The 22661-nt window shown below is 72.9% G+C and carries 8 protein-coding genes; 3 read left to right on the forward strand and 5 right to left on the reverse strand.

Annotated features, from left to right (window positions below):
* Nucleotides 1–963 precede the first annotated feature (963 nt).
* Nucleotides 964–3957: a S8 family peptidase gene (locus IE294_RS21295; protein ID WP_229917262.1), complete on the reverse strand. Its 2994-nt coding sequence runs from the start codon at nt 3955–3957 to the stop codon at nt 964–966.
* Between the two features lie 243 nt (nt 3958–4200).
* Here IE294_RS21295 and IE294_RS21300 point away from each other — a divergent pair, with 243 nt between their 5' ends.
* Together IE294_RS21300 and IE294_RS21305 are read left to right on the forward strand one after the other, a co-directional pair.
* Nucleotides 4201–5184, forward strand: a complete 984-nt coding sequence (locus tag IE294_RS21300; RefSeq protein ID WP_189888466.1) for a helix-turn-helix domain-containing protein — start codon at nt 4201–4203, stop codon at nt 5182–5184.
* A gap of 219 nt (nt 5185–5403) precedes the next feature.
* On the forward strand, nt 5404–8238 hold the full coding sequence (locus IE294_RS21305; protein ID WP_229917263.1) for a helix-turn-helix transcriptional regulator: 2835 nt from the start codon (nt 5404–5406) through the stop codon (nt 8236–8238).
* 112 nt (nt 8239–8350) lie between these two features.
* Here the strand turns inward: IE294_RS21305 and IE294_RS21310 are convergent, their stop codons facing one another.
* The 3 genes from IE294_RS21310 to IE294_RS21320 are packed head-to-tail and all read right to left on the reverse strand — an operon-like array spanning nt 8351 to nt 16491.
* Complete coding sequence (locus tag IE294_RS21310) at nt 8351–11701, reverse strand: right-handed parallel beta-helix repeat-containing protein (protein ID WP_189888467.1); 3351 nt, start codon at nt 11699–11701, stop codon at nt 8351–8353.
* A gap of 36 nt (nt 11702–11737) precedes the next feature.
* On the reverse strand, nt 11738–13585 hold the full coding sequence (locus IE294_RS47715) for a hypothetical protein (protein ID WP_229917264.1): 1848 nt from the start codon (nt 13583–13585) through the stop codon (nt 11738–11740).
* A gap of 53 nt (nt 13586–13638) precedes the next feature.
* On the reverse strand, nt 13639–16491 hold the full coding sequence (locus tag IE294_RS21320) for a hypothetical protein (RefSeq protein ID WP_189888469.1): 2853 nt from the start codon (nt 16489–16491) through the stop codon (nt 13639–13641).
* A gap of 726 nt (nt 16492–17217) precedes the next feature.
* Here IE294_RS21320 and IE294_RS21325 point away from each other — a divergent pair.
* Complete coding sequence (locus IE294_RS21325) at nt 17218–18231, forward strand: S8 family serine peptidase (protein ID WP_229917265.1); 1014 nt, start codon at nt 17218–17220, stop codon at nt 18229–18231.
* Between the two features lie 380 nt (nt 18232–18611).
* Here the strand turns inward: IE294_RS21325 and eccCa are convergent, their stop codons facing one another.
* Nucleotides 18612–22643, reverse strand: a complete 4032-nt coding sequence (gene eccCa, locus IE294_RS21330; RefSeq protein ID WP_195827021.1) for a type VII secretion protein EccCa — start codon at nt 22641–22643, stop codon at nt 18612–18614.
* Nucleotides 22644–22661: the final 18 nt, after the last annotated feature.

Genomic DNA, 22661 nt, shown 5'->3' on the forward strand with positions numbered 1-22661 from the left:
CCCGTGTCGTGACTGATCACAGAAGGGAGCGCTCGCGTTGCGCGAGCGCTCCCTGAGCGCCGGTCCGGGGAACCGGTGGGGACCGTCGGGCCACGGCGACGACGACGCCACGGGGGATGTGCACGCCGCCCGGTTCCAGGTCCTCGGCCGCGTAGCGGTTCGTCGTGCGCTCGACGGAGGTGTCGCAGCGAAGTCCGGCGTGTGCCGCGCAGTTCCCTCCCGCGTCCCGAACGCCGAGGCGAAGGGTTGCGACAGCACAGCCGTAGGCGCTGTCCGCCGTGGCCGGCCGCTGGTGCGGTTCCGTCTCGGCGGTCCGCTTCGGGGAGAAGGCACCGGAGACCGGACGCGCGCAGCCGGGTGTGCTCGGGCGGGTCCGCCTCCAGCATCCGGCCGCCGAACCCGGTGCCACGCTTGTGGCCCGGGAAGCCCGCCGCCTCCGGCATCTCCGCGGCCGGCTCCGGGTCCTTGAGCGGCGCCGGACGGGTCAGCGCCTCGCGGGCCAGGTCGTGGTCGACGACCACCCAGCCCGTGACGCCCGGAAGAACCGCGCCGGGTGGACGGGGCCCTTCGCGCGCAGCCGCGCGTACTGCCGGTGGGCGTCCGCCTCGTACTCCGGCCCCATGACCACTGTGCGTCCGCCGGGTTCACCGGGCGTCCGGTCCTGCCGGTACCCGTCCGTCCGTCGTTTCCTGCCGGGTGTGCCGAGACAGGGCGGGACCACGGCGAGGACCACGGACGTTCACGGGCGGAACCCTGCGGGCGCCCGGCAGGTGCGTGCGGCTCGCGAACGCAGTTCGTGCTGAACGGCAGACACGACCTGGCCGGCACGCTCGCCGACCGGTGCACGGACGTCCGGGACAACGGCACCCGGCTCCCGCTGTGGCCGGCTCCGGCAGCCCCGACCAGAAGGGGTCCACGTTCTGAGCTCCGGCGGGCCGCCGGGCGGCCCGCCGGAGGAGGGGGTCAGCCGTGGATGCTGACCAGGGTGCCGGTACCGTCCTGGTAGCCGACGTAGGCGGTGGCCGGAGCGGAGGTGTCCACACCGGACCACGTACCGGTGACGGGGAAGGGGACGCCCGGCTTCGTCACAGGACGCTCGGGAGACACGTTGAAGGTGCCGGTCGCCGGCGCGTCCGTGCCCACCACGTTCGCCCGAAGGGTGAACGTGATGTCGGACGAGAACGGCGCCCCCTCGTACCAGGCCGACATGACGGTCACCGCGTACTTGCCCGGCTTCAGCGTCCCCAGGCTGACGTGCGCCTGGTGCTCGTACTCGCTCAGCTGGCCGCTCGCGGCGGGCGAACCGTCCTCCCGCAAGGGCGTGACCATCAGGTACAGCCTGTCACCGGGATCGTCCCCGACGGCGAAGAACTCACCGGCCTTGCTTCCCTCCGGCACCGTGAGGACGAAGTCCTGGGCGTTGCCCGTCTCGTTGGACATCTCACCGCGCACCGGGGCGCCCACCACGGGGGCGTAGGCGGTGAGCTTCAGCTTCTCGGTTCCCGGGGTCACGGAGTACGAGACGCTTCCCGCGCTCCCGCTGCCTTCCAGCCGGCCGGGGGCCAGCAAGCTCTGCGGTGTCACCACGATCGGGCTGCGTACCGACACGTGCCCGCTGCCCGCCCAGGTCAGGGAGCCCGTGACGGGGACGTCGGAGACCGCGGTGGTGCGCGTCAGCTTGATGCTGACCTTCGCGGTCTGTCCGGTACGGGTGAAGCGCAGGGTCGAGGGCTTCACCTCGGCCTGGAAACCGGGCAGCTTGACCGACGCCCGGTACACACCCGGCCTGACCGCGGTCAGCGTGCGGGTGAGGGTACGCGAACCGAGCAGTCGGTCCACGGAGAGGGAGGGGTAGTTCAGGTCGCTGGGTTCGATGGGAGCCACGCCGGTACCGGTGTCGATCCCGAGGCCCTCCTCGTAGGCGAGCCAGTCCCGGTTCGACGAGTCGTAGACCAGACCGGGGTTGAGCATCGCGGCGGGGTCGACCTCACCGGAACCCTGCGCGTACACGTCGGTGTTGGTGCCGCCCGACGCGGTCTTGGTGTCCACGGCGGTCGTCATCAGGGCCGACTTGACAGCCATCGGGGACCACTTGGGGTGCACGCCGAAGTAGAGGGCCGCGAGGCCGGACACCTGCGGCGCGGCCATCGACGTTCCCGACATGAAGTCGAAGTCGTGCCCCTGGTTGCCGGGCGGCGCGACGGCGGCAAGCACGGCCACGCCCGGTGCGGCGAGGTCCGGTTTGATCAGCGCGCCCTTGTTGTCTTCCGAGGGTCCCCTGCTGGAGAACGGAGCGATCTGCGGGTACGGCGTCCCGGTGGAACCTCCCGGCTCCAGTGAGACGGTGGCGCCCGGCGCCGCCGCGTAGCCGCGGACCGTCGTGGCCGCCGCCCCGTTCAGGTGTACGGTCGGCACCAGGTGGATGTCGCCGTCCGTGTCCTGGTCGCTGGTGTTCACCAGGACCATGCCGACGCCCCCGGCCCGCGCGACCTCGGCGGACTTGCTCACCCGGGTGTTGACCCCCCGGTCGCACACCACGACCTTCCCGGCCGTCTTCGCCGGGTCGAGCGTCCCGTCCTGGCACAGCTGCGCTGCCGTCTCCGTCGCCGAGGCGGCCCGCACGTCGGTGGACAACGCCAGCGGTTTCGGCCCGAGTTCCGTGTCCACGGTGACGCTGGCCCCGACGAAGGTCCGGCCGTCGCCCAGCTTCACCGTGGCCTCCGGGGTCGCCATGGTGCTGGCCGCGACGGTGGTGGTCCACGGGGCGGTGTTGTCTATCCACGACCTCGACGGGCCGTTGTTGCCCGCGGACGTCGACACGAACACGCCGGCCTGTGCCGCCGCCCGGAAGGCCTGCTGGACGGGATTGTCGAGCGGGGTCTCCAGGAGCGCCCCCGCGGAGTAGTTGATGACGTCGACGCCGTCCGCCACCGCCTGGTTGATCGCCGCGACGATGTCGGAGTCGGCGCCGCCCTTGTCCTTCCACAGCGCCTTGTACACGGCGACCGCGGCGCCCGGTGCCACTCCGGAGATCCTCCCGAAGTCCTTCCCCTCCACGGTCACCCGGACGTTCGCGTTGCCCGCGGCGGTGGACGCGGTGTGGGTGCCGTGGCCCTCGCCGTCGCGCGGTGACACGTAGTCGTCCCGCTGCTCCGGGGGCGTCTCGGCGAGATAGGCGTCGCCGAAGTACCGGGCGCCGACGAGCTTGGTGTTGCAGGCGGCGGCGGTGAACTCCTCACCTGTCTGGCAGACGCCGGTGAAGGTGCTTCCGTCGGCCTTCTTCATCACGGTCACGTCGCCCTTGCGGTAAGGGCGGTAGGGGTCCTTGGCCGTGGGGGGCGCGGTGCCCAGCGCGGGGGCGGCGAACGACGCGCTCTCGGGCCAGACGCCGGTGTCGATGACACCGACCACCACGCCCTTGCCCGAGTTCGCGGTGCCGCCGAGCCTCGACCACACGCCGTGCGGCCCCGACAGGCCCATGAGGTCGGTGGACCGGGAGTCGTCCGTCGGCTTGTTCCATCCGTCCGGGCTGACCTTGAGGACGCCCGGCTGCCGGCTCAGAAGCGCCGCCTGAACGGCCGTCAGTTTCGCGGTGAAGCCGTTGGTCACCACCGTGTAGCGCCCCCGGACCTTGGCGCCGACCGAGGCGGCGACCTTGCTCTGCCGGTCCTGGAGATAGTCCTGGTAGCGGTGCGCGGCGGTGCTGGAGGTGTCGACCCTGGCGCCCGGCTTCGGTGCGGTGCCCGCGAGGCCGGCCACGCCACCCTGGTAGAGGGCGACGGGCGCGTCGGAGAGGGTCACGATGTAACGGCCGGCCGGGAGGTGCCCGGAGCGGGGGACGGGGGTCAGCGGGTCACCGGCGGCCTGCGCCGGTATGCCGGTACAGACGGCGGCCAGGGAGACGGCCAGAGCCGCCGCGCCGCAGGCGAAGGTTTTTCTTCGGAGCGTCAAACTCACACGTTCCTCCACGGGGAGTGGGCCGAGCCGGATGGTGTCTCCAGCACCTTCGGGCTGGTGCTGCACGTGCGGGGGTGGGGAGTTGACGACGGCGGGAGCCGGACACCTAAGCAACCACATCGTCCCGGCGAGAAAGTGAACGCTGTTCCTTGGAGAGGTGTCCAGATACTCTGTTGGCGCATTTGGACGGATGGCCAACCGCGCCAGGAATGTCACACACCGATCCGACGGAGGTATGCATACGTGCTGTCGGTCCTGGGCATAGCCGAGCCCGACGAAGAGGTGTACCGGTGCTTCGTGGACCGCGGTCAGGCGACCGTCGCGGAGGTCTGCGCGTCCCTGGGCCTTCCGGAGCAGCACGTTGTGCGGTGCGTCGCCCGCCTGCGGGACCTCGGGCTCCTGTACGTGACCGGCCTCAGCCGCTACCAGGCGACGAACCCGCAGACCGCGATGCTGCCCCTGCTGGCCAGACGGCAGTTGGAGACGGAGATGGCGCTGGCCTCGGCGCGCGCGGAGATCGACCGGATCGCCGAGCGCTACCGTGAGGGGCGGCTGCGGTCCGACCCGCGCAACCTGGTGGAGGTCCTCTCGGACCGCAGGCTGATCCTGGAACGGGTCGAGGAGCTCAGCAACTCCGCGACCTCCCACATGTGGGCCCTGGACCGGCCGCCCTACGTGGCCCGCCCGGACGGCCGGCACCACAGCAACGAGGACGAGTTCGGCCTCACCAAGGGGTGGCTCGAACGGGGCATCGACGTGCGGTCGATCTACTGTCCGCAGTCCATGGAACGGCCCGGACGGTTCGCGATGCTGCTGAGACTCGCCGAACTGGGCGAGCGTTCACGCATGCTGCCGTCCCTGCCGTTCAAACTCCACATCATCGACCGGCGGGTCGCGCTGGTCCCCCTGTCGGGGCCGGTCTACGACGACCTCGTCGTCATCCACCCCTCCGCCGTGCTCGACGCCCTGATGGAGTTGTACGAGGCCTACTGGATCCGCGCCGAGCCGATCACCGGGGCGGCGCCCGCCGGGGACGACGGCCTCGACGAGGACGATGTCCTGCTGCTCCGCATGCTCAAGGCCGGCCTGAAGGACCAGGCCATCGCCCGCCAGCTGGGGTGCAGTACCCGTACCGCCACCCGGCGCGTCGCAGCCGTCCTGGCCAGGCTGGGCGCCGACACCCGTTTCCAGGCGGGGGCCACGGCCGCGGCACGCGGACTGATCTGACCGCCGCTCGCCCCGCACCCCGGCTCCCGTGGGCCGGCGCCTCGTCCCGGCGAAGGGCGGGCGCCCGGACCGAAGGCGTCGCGGGTGCGGCGAAGTCGACCCGGGTCACGGACAAACGCGCAGGTCACTTCCTGGCACCGGGGGGTGACGCGGAGTGAGACAGGGGGGCGGAGTTCGCCGACGCGCTCCTACAATGGCCGGGCACGGTGGGAGATACGCATGGCACGGTTGCGCGAGGCCGGGGCCGGAGGAAGGCGGTGGCCGGTGGCGCACACCGACGTGCCGAGGATCGGCCACACCGAGCTCCTGGTGGGACGCGAGCGCGATCTGGACCACCTCTCCGAGATGCTGGAGCGGCATGCGAGCGGTTTCCTGCTGCTGTCCGGGGAGCCCGGGGTCGGCAAGTCCGCCCTGCTGGACGCCATGGCCCTGGCCGCCGTCCAGCGGGGGACCCGCGTCCTGCGGGCGGCCGGCGCCGAGTTCGAGGCCGACGTCGGCTACGCGGCACTCAACCAGATCCTGCTGCCGTTGCACGGCCTCCTCGAACGGCTCGACTCCCCCAGCCGCGAGGCCATGCGGATCGCCCTGGGATTCGGCGCCGGCCCGCTCCCCGAGCGCATGGTCGTCTGCAACGCCGCGCTGGCCCTGCTGCGGTCGGCGGCCCAGGACACTCCCGTCCTGCTGATCGTGGACGACCTGCCCTGGGTGGACCGGGCGAGCGCCGCGGTCTTCGGCTTCCTCGCCCGACGGCTGTCCGGCACCCCCGTCCGTTTCCTCGCGGCCTCCCGGACGGGCGTGCCCAGCTTCTTCGACGGCGGCGGACTGCCCGCCCACCGGTTGCCCGCCCTGGACGCGGACGCCGCCGCCCGCCTGGTCGACCTGCGCTTCCCGGACCTGGCGCACCCGGTGCGCCGACGGCTGCTGGACACCGCCCAGGGCAACCCGCTGGCCCTGCTCGAACTCCCCGACGCGCTGGGCGCGGACCAGCGCCGGGCCCGGGAAGTGCTGCCGGCCGTCCTGCCGCTGGGCGAGCGCCTCCAGTCCGTGTTCGTCTCCCGGGTGCGCTCCCTGCCCGCCACGACCCGCACCCTGCTGCTGCTCGCCACCCTGGACGGCACCGGCGACCTCGGTGTGCTGTCCGCCGCCGCACGGGAGAGCGACGCCGACGCGGACCTGCACGACCTGGACCCGGCCGAGCGGGACGGGCTGGTACGCGTGGCCGAGTCACCGCGCCGCCTGGTGTTCAGGCATCCCCTGATCATGTCGGCCGTGGTGGCGGCGGCCACCAGCAGCGCCCGCCGCGCCGCGCACCGTGCCCTGGCGCAGGTGCTGGCCGGCAAGCCGGAGCGACGGGCCTGGCACCTCGGAGAGGCGACCCTCCAGCCCGACGAGGAGGTCGCCCTGCTGCTGGAGCGCACCGCCCGGCGCATCCTGGACCGCGGGGACGCGGTGGCGGCGATCGCCGCCCTCATCCGGTCCGCCGACCTCAGCCCGCTGGACACCGACCGCGCGCGCCGCCTGTCGGAGGCCGCCTACGTGGGCGCCGAGGCGATCGGCGCGCTGAGCAGCGCCTCGGCCCTGCTGGAGGACGCCTCCCGGGCGGATCCCGGACACAGCGCGTCCCTGCGCTCCGCGACCGCCGCCGTCCAGCTCGTGCTGAACAGCGACGGCGACCTCACGACGGCCCACCGGCTGCTGGTCGGCGCCATCGAGGAGGGCGGCCACGGCTACGACGCCGAGGATCCGGCGCTCATCGACGCGCTGCACTTCCTGCTGCTGTTGTGCAACTACGGCGCGCGTGCGGACCTGTGGACGCCGTACTACACGGCCGTCTCCCGGCTGCGCCCCACTCCCCCGCGGCTGCTGTCCGTGGCCGCGCGGACATGGGGCGACCCGGCCCACGCGGACGCGGAGACGCTGCGGGAGCTGGACGAGATCATCGAGGGCACGACGCGGGAGACCGACCCCGCGCGGGTCGTCCGGGTGGGAACCGCCGCGGTGTACCCGGACCGGCTGGCGGCGGTGCGGGACGCGGCCTGGCGGCTGGTCGGGCAGGGGCGCGAGGGAGGCCCGGTACGGCGGCACATCGGCGCCCTGCTGCACCTGTGCCTGGACGACTACCACCGCGGCGAGTGGGCGGAGGTCCTGGAGCTGTCGGAGGAGGGCCTGGCCCTGTGCGCCGGCTCGGGGTACGCCGTCTGCACCTGGTTCTTCCAGTACACCAAGGGGCTCGTCACCGCGTCGCGGGGCGACACCGGGACCGCGCACGCGCTCGCCGAGGCGATGACGAACTGGGCGGCGCCGCGCGGTATCCGGGAGGCCGTCCACTGCGCGCTGCACGTGCACGCGCTCGCGGACATCGCCGACGGTGACTTCGACGGGGCGTTCGCGCGCGTCAACGCCATCAGCCCGGCCGGGAGCTTCCCGCCGTACGTCGCCCACGCGGCATGGGTGTTCTTCGAACTGGTGGAAGCAGCCGTGCGCACCGACCGGCGGGCACAGGCGGTCGCGCATGTGCGGGCCCTGCGCGGGACGAACGTCGCCGGGCTCTCGCCACGGCTCGCCATGCTGGCCACCGGAGCCGAGGCCCTCGTCGTGGAGGACGACGCGGAGGCGGCCCGGCTGTTCGCCGCGGCGCTGGCCACCCCGGACGCGGAGCGGTGGCCCTTCGCCCTGGCCAGGGTGCGTCTCGCCCAGGGCGAGCGGCTGCGCAGGTCCCGGGCGCTGTCCGGCTCCAAGGCTCCGCTGACGGCCGCGCTGGAGACCTTCCGGCAGCTGCGCTCCACGGCCTGGGCGGAGCGGGCGCGCAAGGAACTGCGGGCGGCCGGACGGGTGGTGGGCGGCCCCGGCGGCAGGGACGTGACGGCGCTCACCCCGCAGGAACGCGAGATCGCGGAACTGGCCGCGACCGGGCTGACGAACAAGCAGATCGCCGAGCGGCTGTTCCTCTCGCACCGTACCGTCGGCGCACACCTGTACCAGATCTATCCGAAGCTCGGCATCGCCTCCCGGGTGGCGCTGCGGGACGCCCTGCGCCCACCGGACACGGACTGACGGGCCTCGGGGCAGGCGGACCGGGCGCCGGTTCCGCCCCGCCGGGCCGGGCGCGCCGGGCAGCACAGTCACCGCGCCCGGCCGGCGCCGCCCGCCATGGTGTCACCGCACCTCATCCTTCCCCGCCCGGCAGCGCCGCGAGCGCTGCCTCGGGCAGGTCCTGCGGGAGGAGGGTGGTGAGCGCCTCCAGGTCGGGTGCGGGCAGGGACGCCAGCCGGCCCGCCTGCCGGGTCATCATGGTCTCCAGCAGCTGGCGGGCGAGGCGCGCGTTGCCGAAGCTCTTGGTGCGCGGCAGGCCGTCGAGGTGGAGGCGCAGGGCCTCCCTGGTCTGCGGCGCGCACACGTATCCCGCCGTCGACGCCTGCTCCTCCATGATCGACAGCAGCTCGTCGGTGGAGTAGTCCTCGAAGGTGACGTGCCGGGAGAAGCGGGAGGCCAGGCCCGGGTTGGACTCCAGGAACCGGTCCATCTCCGCCGGGTAGCCGGCGACGATCACCACGACCTCGTCGCGCCGGTCCTCCATCAGCTTCAGCAACGTGTCCACGGCCTCACGGCCGAAGTCCTGCGGCGAGTTCTCGGGCGTCAGCGTGTACGCCTCGTCGATGAAGAGGACACCGCCGACGGCCTCCTCGAACTTCTCGGTGGTGAGCTGCGCGGTGTGACCGATGTAGCGTCCGACCAGGTCGGCCCTGGCGACCTCGACGAGCTGGCCCTGCGGGAGCACTCCGAAGGACTTGAGCAGGTCCGCGTAGAGCCGGGCCACGGTGGTCTTGCCGGTGCCGGGCGGGCCGGAGAACACCGCGTGGTGGCTGACCGAGGGGGTCGGCAGTCCCAGCGCGGCACGCTGCTGGTAGTTGGTGAGCAGGTTCACGATGCCGCCGACCTCGCGCTTGACCGCCCCCAGACCGGTCATCGCGCGCAGCCGGGCCAGCACGTCGGACTCGCCGGGCTCCTTCTTCTTGACCTCCGTGCGCAGTTCCTCGGCGAGGTCGGCGCCGACGTCCTCGGGCAGCATCAGCATCAGGTCCGCCTCGCTGGCCTCGGGCAGGGTGGCCAGCCGCAGCGACTGCCGGTCGACCATCTCCTCGAAGACCTGGCGGGCGGCCCGGCCGTTGCCGAAGGTCGCGTCCCGTCGCATCCGGGAGAACCGCAGCCCCAGCGCCTGCCTGGTCAGCGGGTCCAGTACGTAGCGGTGGCCCGCACACATGGACTCGGTGATGGTGACGAGTTCGTCCACCGAGTAGTTCTCGAACTCGATGGTCCGGGTGAAACGCGAGGCCAGGCCGGGGTTGGCGGCGAGGAAGTCCTCCATCTCCCGGGGGTAGCCCGCGACGATCACGACGGTGTCGTCACGGTGGTCCTCGATCAGCTTCACCAGGGTGTCGATGGCCTCCTGGCCGAAGTCGACGCTGGAACCCTTGCTGTCGGACAGCAGGGTGTAGGCCTCGTCGATGAACAGGACGCCGCCCTGCGCCTGTTCGAACACCTCGGTGGTCTTGATCGCGGTGCCGCCGATCACCTGGGCGACCAGATCGGCGCGGGCCACCTCGACGATATGGCCGGACGACAGCATCCCGAGGCTCGCCAGGATGCCGCCGTAGAGCCGGGCCACCGTGGTCTTGCCGGTGCCGGGCGGGCCCGCGAAGACCAGGTGACGGCTCATCGGCGGGGCGGGGATGCCCAGTTGGGCCCGTCGCTGGGCGAGCTTGCCCAGGCTGACGAGCATGTTGACCTGCTCCTTGACATTGGTGAGACCGACGAGGTCGTTCAACTCGGCGACCAGGGCGTTCTCCGGCGCCCCGCCCTCCGTGCCGCCGGCGGCACCGGTCCCGGCGTGCTCGGGTACGACCGGATCGGCGGCCGGGTCGGTGCCCTCGTCCGGCGACTTGTTGTCGACGCTGGTGAGACCGGAGAGCGTGAACTCGCCCCGGGACGGCGCGCGTTTGATGCCGGCGCCACGGTTGGAGCGTACGGTGCAGTCGGTGACCTCGACGGAGCGGTCGGTGTCGATCCGGATGCCGTCCCCGGCGTTCCCGCTGAACTCACAGGACTTCAGCGCGGCCCGGCCGCCCGAGCCGACGAGGGCACCGTGGCCGCCGCTGCCCAGCACCCGGGTGCGGACGAGCGACAGGTCGCCGTCCTCCTCGACCGCGGCTCCCGAGGCGGAGCAGCCGGAGATCTCGCAGTCCCGCAGCGTGACCCGCCCGTTGCCGCCGACACAGACCCCGGACCGGCCCGCACCGCGCAGGGCGGAGGTTCCCATGTGCGGATTGCCGCCGCCCTCGACGCGCAGGGCGTGCCCGGCGCAGTCGCCCACCTCGCAGTCCTCGAACCGGCCGCGGCTGTTCCCGGCGACCAGGATGCCCGCGCCGCGCGCCTCCGTGATCCGGGCCCGGCGCAGCAGCGGATTGGCCCCGGTGGACAGCGACACCCCGTTCCCGCCGGCCCGTACGACGTCCAGCTGGTCGAACTCCGCGGCGGACTCGCCCTCCAGCAGCACGCCCACCGTCTTGCTGTTCGTCACCCGGGTCCCGGTCAGGGACGGGCTGCTGGACTCGTCGACGTACACGGCGGCCTCTTCGGCGGCGTCGAACGCGCAGTTCACGTAGTAGCCGCGGGAGCGGCCGGTGACGTACAGGCCACTGCCCCGGGTGCGGGCGGTCTCGCAGTACGACAGCTGCGGGTCGGAGCGCTCCGCGACCACGAAGCCGTGACTGCTGGAGTCGTACACCTGGACGTGGGACAGCTCGGTGCGCACGGAGCTCGCGAGATGCACGCCCACCGAGCACTCGCGCAGCGTCGTGCGCACCACCCGCAGCGACGTACCGCCCTCCAGAGCGAGTCCGGGCTTCTCCACGGCGGTGATCTCGCAGTCCTCCACGACGCCCCGGGACTGGCCGTTGGCCAGCACGCCGTTGCCGCGCGCGTCCCGGATACGGCAGTTGCGCACATCGGCGCGGCCCTGCTCGCTGATCACCACACCGGAGGTGCCCAGGTTCTCGATCAGGCAGTCCGCGATGACGCTGCCGGTCGTGCCGGCCTCCACCACGCCCGCTCCGACGGGGTTGGTGATCCGGCAGGACCGTATGGCGAGGGAGCCGCTGCCGCGGCTGAGCAGGGCCGTCCAGCCCGCTCCGAGGACCTCGCAGCCGTCCAGGGCGACCTGGCCGCGGACCGCGTCGATCACCGGCAGCTCACCCGCGCCTCCCCGCAGGAGCAGGTCGGTCAGCATCACGGCGTCGGCGGCGAGCGTGACGGCGGCGCCCTTGTCCGGGGCGATCTCGACGCTGCCGCGCGGGCCGTCGGCGACGATGGTCACCCGGTTGTTCACCACCAGGGTCTCCCGGTAGCTGCCCGGCCGGACGCTGATGACGGCTCCCGGCCGGGCGTTGGCGAGTGCCGCGCCGATGGTGGTGTGGTCGCACCCGTTCTCCTGGCCGACGGTGATCAGATGGCGGGCCACGCCTGCTCCTTCGTGTTCGCGGTGTTCGCGGTGGGCTCAGTGCTGGGTGCCGGCGGCCCAGAGGGTCTGATCGCCGGAGCTCAGGATCGTGACGTTGCCGTCGTTCTGGATGACCAGCTTGGCGCCGGTGTGGCCGCCCGTCCGGGAGGACCACAGGGTGTGCTGGTAGGCGGACCGGACGACGAGTTCGCCGTCCGCCTTGAAGGTGGCGTAGTTGTTCTGCCCGGTGGTCCCCGACGACCAGCGGACGGTGCCGTTCTCGTCGGAGATGACGAGGTCACCGCCGGCACGCATGGTGATGCGCATCCGGTCGGAGTGCACCGACTCGCCGGGGCGCAGGGTCAGCGTCGAGGTGAAGACCTTGGTGCTCCACTGCGGTGCGGGGGCCGCCTCGGCCGGAGCGGGTGACGGATCGGCGGGCTGGTCGGAGGGGGTGTCGGCCGAGGTGCCGGTGTCGGTGGCGGTGTCCGTGGCCTTGGTGGTGTCGGTCGCCGTGTCCGTGGCCTTGGTGGTGTCGGTCGCCGTGTCCGAGGTCTTGGTGGTGTCGGTCGCCGTGTCCGAGGTCTTGGTGGTGTCGGTCGCCGTGTCCGAGGTCTTGGTGGTGTCGGTCGCCGTGTCCGAGGTCTTGGTGGTGTCGGTCGCCGTGTCCGAGGTCTTGGTGGTGTCGGTCGCCGTGTCCGTGGCCTTGGTCGTGTCGGCCGCCGTGTCCGAGGTCGTGTCCGTGGCCTGCTGACGGGCCTCGGCCTTGGTCTCGTCCGTCGTCGTCTGGGTGCCCGCGGGCTTCGCCGTGGTGGCGGCGCCGGCACCGGCCGAGGCCGTCGCGGCCACCCGTGCGGCGACGGGGGCGTGGTCGGTGCCGGACTTCACCGTGCTGCCGGTACCGGACTTCACCGTGCTGCCGGTGGCGGGCTTGGCGGCGGCCATGACCGTCGTCTTCGCCGGGGTCTGAGTGCCGGTCGTCGTGGCGGGCGCGGACGCGCCACTGTCCTTGGCGGGGGCGCCCTTGGCGCCGGTGCCCTTGGCGGGGGTGTCCTTGGCGCCGGTGTCCTTGGCGGGGGCGCCCTTCACGGGGGCGGCGGCCGCCGGGGACCCCGGCGTGTCGCCGGCGGTCGAGGTCAGGGCGTGCGCGCCCGGCCCCTGCTGCGCGGGCGTGACCACCGCACCGGAGGCGGGCGTGTTGGCCCCGGGGGTCTGCACGGCCAGGACCCCGGGCACCATCGGGGCGTCCGCCGCCGTCTGCGTGTCACCGGCCGCCGAGGTGCCGCCCGAGCCGTGCCAGGCCCTGGCGGCGGGGTCCAGCAGGTTGTCGGCGGACGGCGCCTCGCCGCCGGTGCCCGGCTCCTCGATGGGCAGCTGGCTGGAGTAGGCGTCGGGGCGCTGGTCCGCGCTGCCGCCCTCCACGGCGATCGGGTCGGCCTTGCCGAGGCCCTCGTAGGTCGTCGTGTGGTTCTTGGCGCTGGTCGCCAGGAAGGGGGTGGCCGCGACGACGGCGCCGGCCACGGCGGCGGCGACCAGGAAGGGCCGTTCGGTGACCTTCGACACCAGCCGGCCACCGCCGGGACGGCGCGGGGGCCCACCGGCCGTGGCCGCCGCGCCGCCCGCCACGGACTCCTGACCCGCCTCCTCGGTCCCCTGGGGACGCCACGCGGCCGGGTCGGGCTCCGGCTCGCTCTCCGCCGTACGGGACGCGGCCAGCACCGAGGAGAGGGACCGCAGCGTGCTCTCGTCCTGCCCGGTGCCCAGCGGGTCCGCCGGGGCGAGGGGGGTCATGCTCGCTCCGTCGGGCATGGGCAGCGCCGCGGCGCGGCGGACGCGCCGTCCGGACTGGGTGGTGCCGGTCGTCGCTATCGGCTCGGCGGTGGACCTCGGCGTTCGGGGGGTCATGACGCTCCTCGCGGCGGGAGATGGACGTGGACGTGAAGATCGGTCGGTGCTGACTACTGCTGAGGGGTGACGGCCCGCTGGGTACTCGTCGTCGGCAACGGCACAGCGCGGGACGGTGTGTCCGGCGGATGGCCCTGCCCGGGGGGCGGGGCGGTGGGCAGGTCGAGCACGGCCCGCAGGCGGTTGAGCAGAGCCGCGTCCAGGTGCGGGGTGGAAGTGTGCGCCTGCTGCGGCATCTCCTGGAGGAGACCGACGGTGGCCGGTCCGTGGCGGACGACGCCCAGGACCCGGAACCGGGACTCCCGGGCGAAGAGGATGTCCTGGGTGTCGTCGTCGGCGCGGGTGCCTGTGCGGCGGCCGGTGACCGACCAGATGAGGAGGTGATCGGCGGCCGAGTCCGGGTATGTGCGTCCGACGGACACCGCGCGAACCGGAACGGTGCCTTCCCATTCCTCGCCCACCGCGTCCGGGGTGAGGCGCTGGACGAGTTCCCCGGCGGTGCTCATCGCGGCGCCCCGGTAGGAGGGCAGGCGGCGCGCGCCGGACCGCAGACACCGCAGCAGGATCCGGCTCTGTTCGTCGCCGTCCGCCAGCGCGGCCCGCAGCTGTGCGTCGTCGACCGCCGTCATGTAGACGTGCACGGCGACGAGTTCGGCGATGGCGGCGTCGGACTGGTCACGCGGCTGCGTCTTGAACAGCCGCCCGGTGATCTCCGCCACGGCGGCGCGGTGCTGCTCCCAGAAGGGGCCCAGCTGGGCGCGGAGCTTCGCGTGGTCGGTGTCCGGCGTGCCGCGCTCCGCCGGCGTGTCGGTACCGCGGGCGCGGCTGACCGCGCGCGGAACCGGATCGGGCCGGGAACCGGGGGCCGGGGGCACGGCGCCGTCCCCGGCCGTCCCCGACGCCGCGGCCTCGAAGGCTCCGCCCCGAGGCGCCGCAGGCCCGCCCGCCATGGACGCGGTCGTGTCCCCGCCGGGTGCCGCGGTCCCGCTCGCCGCGGGCGAGAACGCCTCGTTCTCCCGCGTCACGGACCCGCCCACCAGGGAAGCGGCCACCTTCTCGACCGTCGCCGCGGGCCCGCTCTCGGCGGGCACGGGCGACGCGGGCGCAGGCGACGCGGACGCAGGCGACGCGGGCGCAGGCGACGCCTCGGCGTCCCGTGTCGCGGCCTCGTCCGTCGACGGCACGGACGGTTTACCCGTCGGTGTCCCGGACGGGCCGAGGGGTGCCCGCTCGGCCGGTACGGGTGCCGGTACCGCGGAGGGGCCGGGAACGGGAGATGGACGGGCAGCGGCCGACGGCCGTACCCGTTCCCGCGGTCCGCCCGGTGCCTGCGCGGGAACCTGCTCGGGAACGGGTGCCGGGTCGGGGTCCGAGGACCTGGTCTCGGTCACCAGTTCCCCCGCACCCGCCGGCACCTCCGGTTCCGGCTCGCGGTCCGGGAGATCGAATTCCGCCTTCGCCGCCTGCGCGGCCTCGGTCCGCCGCGCAGGCCTCCCCAGCGAAGGGAAGACCTCGGCGGCGGGCGGCTCGGCCTCCCCCGGTGCTTGTGGCATCAAGGAGAAGTTGTGCCGGACCGTCAGCCGCCGCAGGTTCTCCATGCCCTTGCTGCCGAGGACGCCGTGGACATGGACGACGGCCCGTTCCCGTACCTCCGGGCTGAGCTCGCCGAACAACCGGTCGAGTCCGGGCCAGAGCGAGTCGTCGATCGCCCGGCGCGGTGCGCCGAGTTCGATGGCGACGGTGTCCGGATCCGCCGTACGGGACGCGGCGACGAGCGGGGGCTCGCTGCCGCGCGGGCCGGCCCACAGTCCGGCGGGAGTGATCGCGACCTTCCAGGTCTGATCGAACGGCAGGCCACGGGGGTCGGTGCCCTCCAGCAGCGCGGCGGGAGCCCGCCACTCGGTGACCCGGGCGCTCCCCTCCCGTCCTTCGGCCCCGGGCTCGCACACGAACGCCTGCGCGAACGGCCGCCAGGTCGGCGTGCCGTCGGCGTCCACCATGTACAGCTCCGTCGAGGACTCGCCCGCGGCGTCGTCACCCGCGTCGTCGCCGTCGACCACCACCGGTACCCCGTTGGCCACCTGCACCCCGGTCCCGAGCAGGTCCGCCACGGCCTGCCCGGTCTCCAGCATGGAGCGGCCGTCCAGGGACACCAGCCGGATGTCCTTGCGCACGCGGCCCGGCAGCGCGGCGAGCATGGTCGCCAGTCCGGCGGCGGGCACGTTCGGCGCGTCGATCAGCAGGTGGGGCCGGTCCGGGTCGGGCGCGACGGCGTACGGCAGGGTGTCCACGGCGGCGGAAGCGGCGCCCGCCGAACGGATCATCAGGCCGGCCGGGACCGGCTCCACGACATGCCCGGGGACCGGGCTGTGCTCCAGCCGCCGCAGCGCGGACTCCCAGTCGGGGATCGGCAGCCGGCTGCCCACGGACCGCGGCACCTGGCCGACGGAGAAGTGCCACCAGCCGCCGGGCGCGTCCGGGAGGTCGGGCGAGAAGAGGGTGCCGTCCGGGACGACGACCGCGGGGCCCGCGGTCGCCAGTACGTCGAGTTCCCACCGTTCGCAGATGAGCCTGGCCGTGGAAGGGCGGCCCTCGGCCTCGTCGGCGCCCGCCGACATCACCAGCCGCAGCAGCCGTACGTCCTGCTCCTTGGACTCCTGCAACACCGGGGCGAGCCGTTCGCACAGTCCCTCGACGCCGTCCTCACCGAGTGCCGCGCCGACCAGGACGACCGCTTCGTTGGGGCGAGCGGGGCCGAGCCACTCCGAGATATCCGTGAGCCGCCCCGGCGGGGTGCCGCCCGAGTGCACCAGGTGCACGTGGTCGCGGGCACGCGAGACCGTCAGACGGGTGGCCGCGTGCCGGTCGGAGTGTCCGCCCCGCCGACCAGTGCCGCGCCGGATCATCGCACGCTCCTCACGAGGACGGCAGTCATCCGATCCTCACAGTCTTCTGGTCACATCCCCGCTCACGTGGCGTTGGCACACTCCCGAAGCGGGAGGTGTCAGACACTGCGCGGGACTGCGCCGAGCCAGCACCGAACGGTAAACAGGTGTTTTGCGTACGGTCGCACGCGGCTGGGAAAGGCGCCCGTCCGCTGCCACACGTATCTCTTGTGCGCAGCTTACCCGCTGGCAAGGGCCGGCGAGCGAAGGTGTCCTGGTTGGGACACGATCGTCATATCTCCCACCGAGCGGCCGACGTTGACTGACTAGCATGTCCTTGCGTCCCGCCCAGCGGGACACCGCAGCCGCGAAGAAGGACCGGTCGGCTTCCGCCCGTGCCCTTGCTCCCGCCCCGCCTCCGCCTGCCCCACGGCATGCCAACCGGTCACCACGGCCAGGGAATTCGACGACATGACCGACGACAACCCCTCCCTCCTGCGTCTTCCTCCCAGCAAGCGGGGAGGACGCCTGCACCGGCCACGGCCAGGTACGCCACGCCTGACGGTGCTGGCCCCGCTCCTCGGGGCGGCACTCACCGTGGTCCCTACGGCGAGTGCCGCGTCCGCGGACACGGCGCCCACACCCTCCGCGACAGCCTCGGCCGGACCGAAGCTGCCGTTGATACCCCCATCCCTCGGCTACAGCTCCGACACATGCACCAAGGCCTCACCGACACAGGTGAGTGCCGTGCCCTGGGCACAGCTGACTCTGAACCTGGCACAGGCCGGCCGCTACACCCAGGGCTCCGGCGTGCTGGTCGGCGTGGTGGACACGGGCGTGTCGCCCCAGGCTGCCGGTCTCACCGGACGCGTCCAGGCGAGCGGTGCCGCAGCGCAGGACTGTGTGGGGCACGGGACGTTCCTGGCCGGGGTGATCGCCGCGTCGGCCGTACCGGGCAGCGGGTTCGCGGGGGTGGCGCCCCAGACACATATCATCGCCGAACGGGGCACGGACGAGCGGGGCAAGGCGAGCGCCGACCAGGTCGCCCAGGGAATCGAGTCGGCCGTCACGGCCGGCGCGCAGGTGGTGCTCGTCTCCGCCGCCCTGCCCAAGAACACCCCTTCGCTCCGGGCGGCCGTCAAGCACGCGGCGGCCAAGGACGTTCTGGTGGTGGCCCCGGCCGCCCCGGACACCGATCCCCAGAGCACCACCGGACAGGCCTCCGCCCCTCCGCCTTCCTCGTACTGGCCGGCCTCCGCGAACGGGGTGCTGTCGGTGATGGACGTGGACATCACCGGGAACCGCCCCGACGGCGTACCCGAACCCGTGCACGCCGACCTCGCGGCGCCCGGCGACGGGATCACCGGCATCGGACCGAAGGGCACGGGCAACTACGTCTCCGGGGGCGCCTCCGTGGCAGCCGCCTTCGTGGCCGGCACCGCCGCCCTGGTCCGGGCCCACCTGCCGCATCTGACGGCGGCCCAGACCGCCGCCCGGCTCAAGGCGACCGCCTCGCACGCCTCGGTGCCGCTGCTGGACCCCGTCAGCGCGCTCAACTCGGTGCTGCCCACGGCCGCCCCGGCGCCCTCACCGAAGCAGGACGTCGTGCACCTCGCGGACGCCGCGCCCAGGAGCGCCGCCGTCCCCCGGGCGTGGGCAGTGACCGGAGCGTGCCTGCTGCTGGGCGTGCTGGCGATCGGCGCGATGACGCTGGCCCGGATCCGGGCCTCCCGCCGGGCAGCCGGCGGCGGGTCGGCCTGACGAGCCGGTGCGTGACAGTGCGTGGGGCGGGTGCCGCCTGGTCGTGGTGCGTTCCCCGCTGCTCATGACGCGGCGCGGGAGAGGTTCGCGACGGCCGGGTACGTGCCGGGCGTCGCGTCCCGGGCCGAGGCAGCCGTCGTCGACAAGAACCGTCACGCACGTGCTGGACGCGGACCCCGAGGCCCTCGTCGCGGACGGCGGTGGGGTCGCGCGTACGGCCGGGTCACCGGGCGTCGGTCCCTGACGTGCGCCGCCCGGCGGCAGCTCGACGGCTTCGCCCCGGGACGAAACGAACACGACCGTGGGGGAATGCGGCCGCGGGCCGGGCGTGCGACGACCGCACGACCCGGCCCGCGGTGACGACACGGGCGGGGGACCGGTCACCGGCCCGTGGGCACCTCCGCCGGCACGTCGTCGAGGAAGGCGGTCTGGATCTGCGTCACGCTGCGGCGCGTGATGTAGCTACCACGGCCGGCCGGCAGCAGACGCGGCTTGACGTTGCCGAACACATAACCCTCGGTGGGCGGGCAGGACATCAGCAGACCTGGCGAGTTGACCTCCAGCAGGCGCCGGACGAGCGGGTCGTTGAGTCCACGCATGGAGTTCGCCGCGGAGCGGGTGACGATCACGTGCAGGCCCACCTCGTAGCCCAGCGGCAGGTGTGGCAGCAGCGGGTCCAGCGGGCTGCGGCCCGGGGAGGCCACCAGGTCGTAGTCGTCGACCAGGACGAACAGCCGTGGCCCGACCCACCAGTCGGCCAGACGCATCCGGGCGGGTGTGATGTCCGCGCCGGGCGCCCGGGTCGTCATGGCCCGGGCCGCGCCCTGCACGTACTCGTCCAGCTGGTCCACCGACACCGCGTGTCCGAGCCGGTACTCCTCGGGCACCCATTCCACCAGTTCGCGACGGAAGTCGACCGCAAGAATGCGGGCTTCCGCCGGACTGAACCGGTCGGTGACCCCCTTCGCGATCAGCCGCAGCAGGTTCGTCTTGCCCGACTCGGTGTCGCCGAAGGCCACCAGGTGCGGTGTCTCGGCGAAGTTGTGCCAGGCCGGGGCGAGTTGCGTCTCCTCGACACCCAGCGCGAACTGGAGCCGGCGTTCCGCGGGCGCGGGGGCGAGATCGCGGGCGCTGAGCATGGTCGGCAGCATCCGCACAGGCGGCGCGGCGGGGCCGTGCCAGCCCTCGGCCACGGCCGCGACCAGGTCGGCGACGCCGTCGCTGAGATCGGCGGTGTCGTCGACGCCGTCGATGCGCGGCAGGGCGGTGAGGAAGTGGAGCTTCGAACCGACCGTCAGGCCGCGCCCGGGAAGGCGCGGGACGTTCTTGGAGAGCCGGACGTCGATCATGGAGTCGAGGGGGTCGCCCATCCGCAGTTCCAGCTTCGTGGCCGACTGGTCGCGGACGGCGGCGGTCAGTTCCACCCAGCGGGTGGTGGTGGTCACCAGGTGGATGCCGTAGTTCAGGCCGTTCGTGGCGAACTGGCCGAGCAGCGGTACGAGGTCCTGGAACTCCTGCCGTACCGTCTGCCATCCGTCGATCACCAGGAAGACGTCGCCGTGCCGCTCCTCGGGGAACTCGCCCGCCGCGCGGCGCCGGCGCAGCGTGGCCATCGAATCGATGCCGTGCTCCTGGAAGAACCGCTCCCGGTGCGCGAGCAGCGTCGAGATCTCGGCTATCGTCCGCGCCACCCGTTCGCCGTCCAGCCGGCCCGCGACGCCGCCGACATGCGGCAGGCCGGAGAGCGAGCTGAGCGAGCCACCGCCGAAGTCCAGGCAGTAGAACTGCACCTCGCGCGGCGTGTGGGTGAGGGCCAGCGCAGTGATCAGATCGCGCAGCAGGGTGGATTTGCCGCTCTGCGGACCGCCGCCGATGGACACATGACCACCGGCACCGCCGAGGTCCACCATCAGCAGGTCGCGGATCTGCTCGTACGGCTTGTCCACGATACCGAGCGGGACCCGCAGCTTGCCACGGCCCTCCCAGTCGGCGGTGGTGAGCCCCAGTTCGGGATCGGGGACCAGCGGCGGCAGCAGCGCGTCGAGGGTCGGCGGCGCGCCCAGCGGCGGCAGCCAGACCTCGTAGGCCGGCGGTCCGGCGTCACGGAGCCGTTCGATGGCCACGGCCATCAGGCTGGTGTCGTCCGCGTCGTCGCCCTCCGCCGCGGCGGCGGTCTCCGGTTCCTGGGCCGGTTCGTCCCGCACGTTCACCCAGTCGCCGGTCCACGGCATCACCTGGTTGGCGATCTTCTCCTGGGCCAGCGCGCCGACCCGCTGCCGGTAGGCGCCCGACACGTAGGCGGCGCGGAAGCGGGTGAGCGGCTCGACACCGCTCTTCAGGTAGCCGGCACCCGGCTGGGAGGGCAGCTCGTAGGCGTCCGGCACTCCGAGCACACCCCGGCTCTCCATCGCGGAGAACGTCCGCAGACCGATCCGGTACGACAGGTGGCTCTCCAGCTGGTGCATGCGCCCCTCGTCGAGGCGCTGCGAGGCGAGCAGCAGGTGCACGCCGAGTGACCGGCCGAGCCGGCCGATGGCGACGAAGAGGTCCATGAACTCGCGGTGCGCGGACAGCAGTTCGCTGAACTCGTCGACGACGACGAGCAGGCTGGGCAGCGGCTCCAGCGGGACGCCCGCGGCACGTGCCTTCTCGTAGTCCAGCGCGGAGGTGTAGTTGCCGGCGGCGCGCAGCAGTTCCTGGCGCCGCTGCATCTCACCGCGCAGGGCGTCCTGCATACGGTCGACCAGCGCCGCCTCGTCGGCCAGGTTGGTGATGACGGCCGAGGTGTGCGGCAGCTCGTCGAAGCCGAGGAAGGTGGCACCACCCTTGAAGTCGACGAGGACGAAGTTCAGCGTCTCGGACGAGTGGGCCAGGGCGAGTCCCAGGACCAGGGTGCGCAGCAGCTCGCTCTTGCCGGAACCGGTGGCGCCGATGAGCATGCCGTGCGGGCCCATGCCGTCCTGCGCCGACTCCTTGATGTCGAGTTCGACCGGACGGCCGTCGGCGCCGACCGCGATGGGCACCCGCAGCCGCTTGTTCTGGGCGGCGCGGCGCTCCCAGTACTCCTGCGGGGAGAACCGGTGCAAGTCGGTGATGCCGAGCAGGGTGGTGAGCTGGATGTCGGTGGACAGCGGCTGCGCGACCTCCGCCGTGGCTCCGGTACGCATCGGGGCGAGCTGGGCGGCGAGCGCCCTCGCGGCGGCCGGACCGAGCCGGTCGGCACGGCCCAGCGGGATGGAGATCTCCTTGCGGTTGCGGTCGGTGCGGACGACCTTCACCTCGTCGTGCGTCTCGGTCGCGGCGGCATCGCCGGCGTTCTCGGCCTCCTCCACCACAAGCCGCAGCACGGTGCGACCGGGCTTCCAGGGCAGGGTGCCGGAAACGTCCAGGACCACGGAGTTGCGGTAACCGGCGCGCTCGAAGCGGTGCCCGGAGGGCACCTGGCCGCCGTCCAGGACGACGACCACGTACGGCTCGTCCTTGTGCGGCGAGGCGCCCGCCTCGAAGAGCGCGCGGTCGGTCAGCTCCTCGCCCAGCAGGTCCTCCAGTTCCGCGACCGTGGAGGTGATCAGCCGGGCCGGTCCCGCGCCGTCGGTCTCCTGGGCGTGCAGCGCGTGCGGGAGCCATTTGGCCCACTCCCACTCGGCGCGGTTCTCCGGGGCCACACAGAACGTGATCAGCAGGCTCTGCGGAGTGTGCAGCGCCGCGAGTTGCGCGAGCAGCGCCCGGACGGTCCCCAGCACCTTCACCCGCTCGCCTCGGAACAGGATCCGGGACCACGCCCGCAGGAAGATGGCGATGGGCTGGTCGGGCACGGTGGAGTAGGCGTTGATGAAGGAGCGCAGCGCGTGCGCGGTGAGCGGGTCGAGGTCCTCGACCGGCTTCTCCGCCTTGTTCACCAACTGCATCGCGAGTCGCTGCTCACCGACCGCGACGCGTACCTCCGCGAAGTCGTCGTCGGAGGTGCGGCGTTCCCACAGCCGGGTCGTCTTCACGAACGATGACAGGGCGGTGGGCTCGGGATGTTTCCAGGCCAGCGCTCGCTGCTGTTCGGCGACGGCCACCCGGACCCTGCGCCGGACACCGCCGAGGTAGCGCAGGTAGTCCCGGCGTACGCCCTGCATCTTGTGCTTGCGCTCGGAGCCGGACTTCACCAGCTGCCCGACCAGCATCATGATCATCGACAGCAGCATCAGCCCGACCACCAGGTAGATGGTCGGTCCCGTTCCACTGCCGATGCGTGTGTAGAGCAGCACCATGCCGACGGACATGCCCGCCATCGGAAGATAGGTGAGCATGTTGGCCGCAGAGGAGGGCGGCGCCTCGGCGAGCGTCGGTGGTTCTTGCAGCGTCAGCTCACCGTCCGGCAGCTCCGGGCCCCGGCGGCGGGCCGGCCTGCGGAAGAAAACCACACTCAACTGGCTCTCCTT

The organism is Streptomyces canarius, assembly GCF_014650735.1.
GTDB classification, from domain to species: Bacteria; Actinomycetota; Actinomycetes; order Streptomycetales; family Streptomycetaceae; genus Streptomyces; species Streptomyces olivaceoviridis.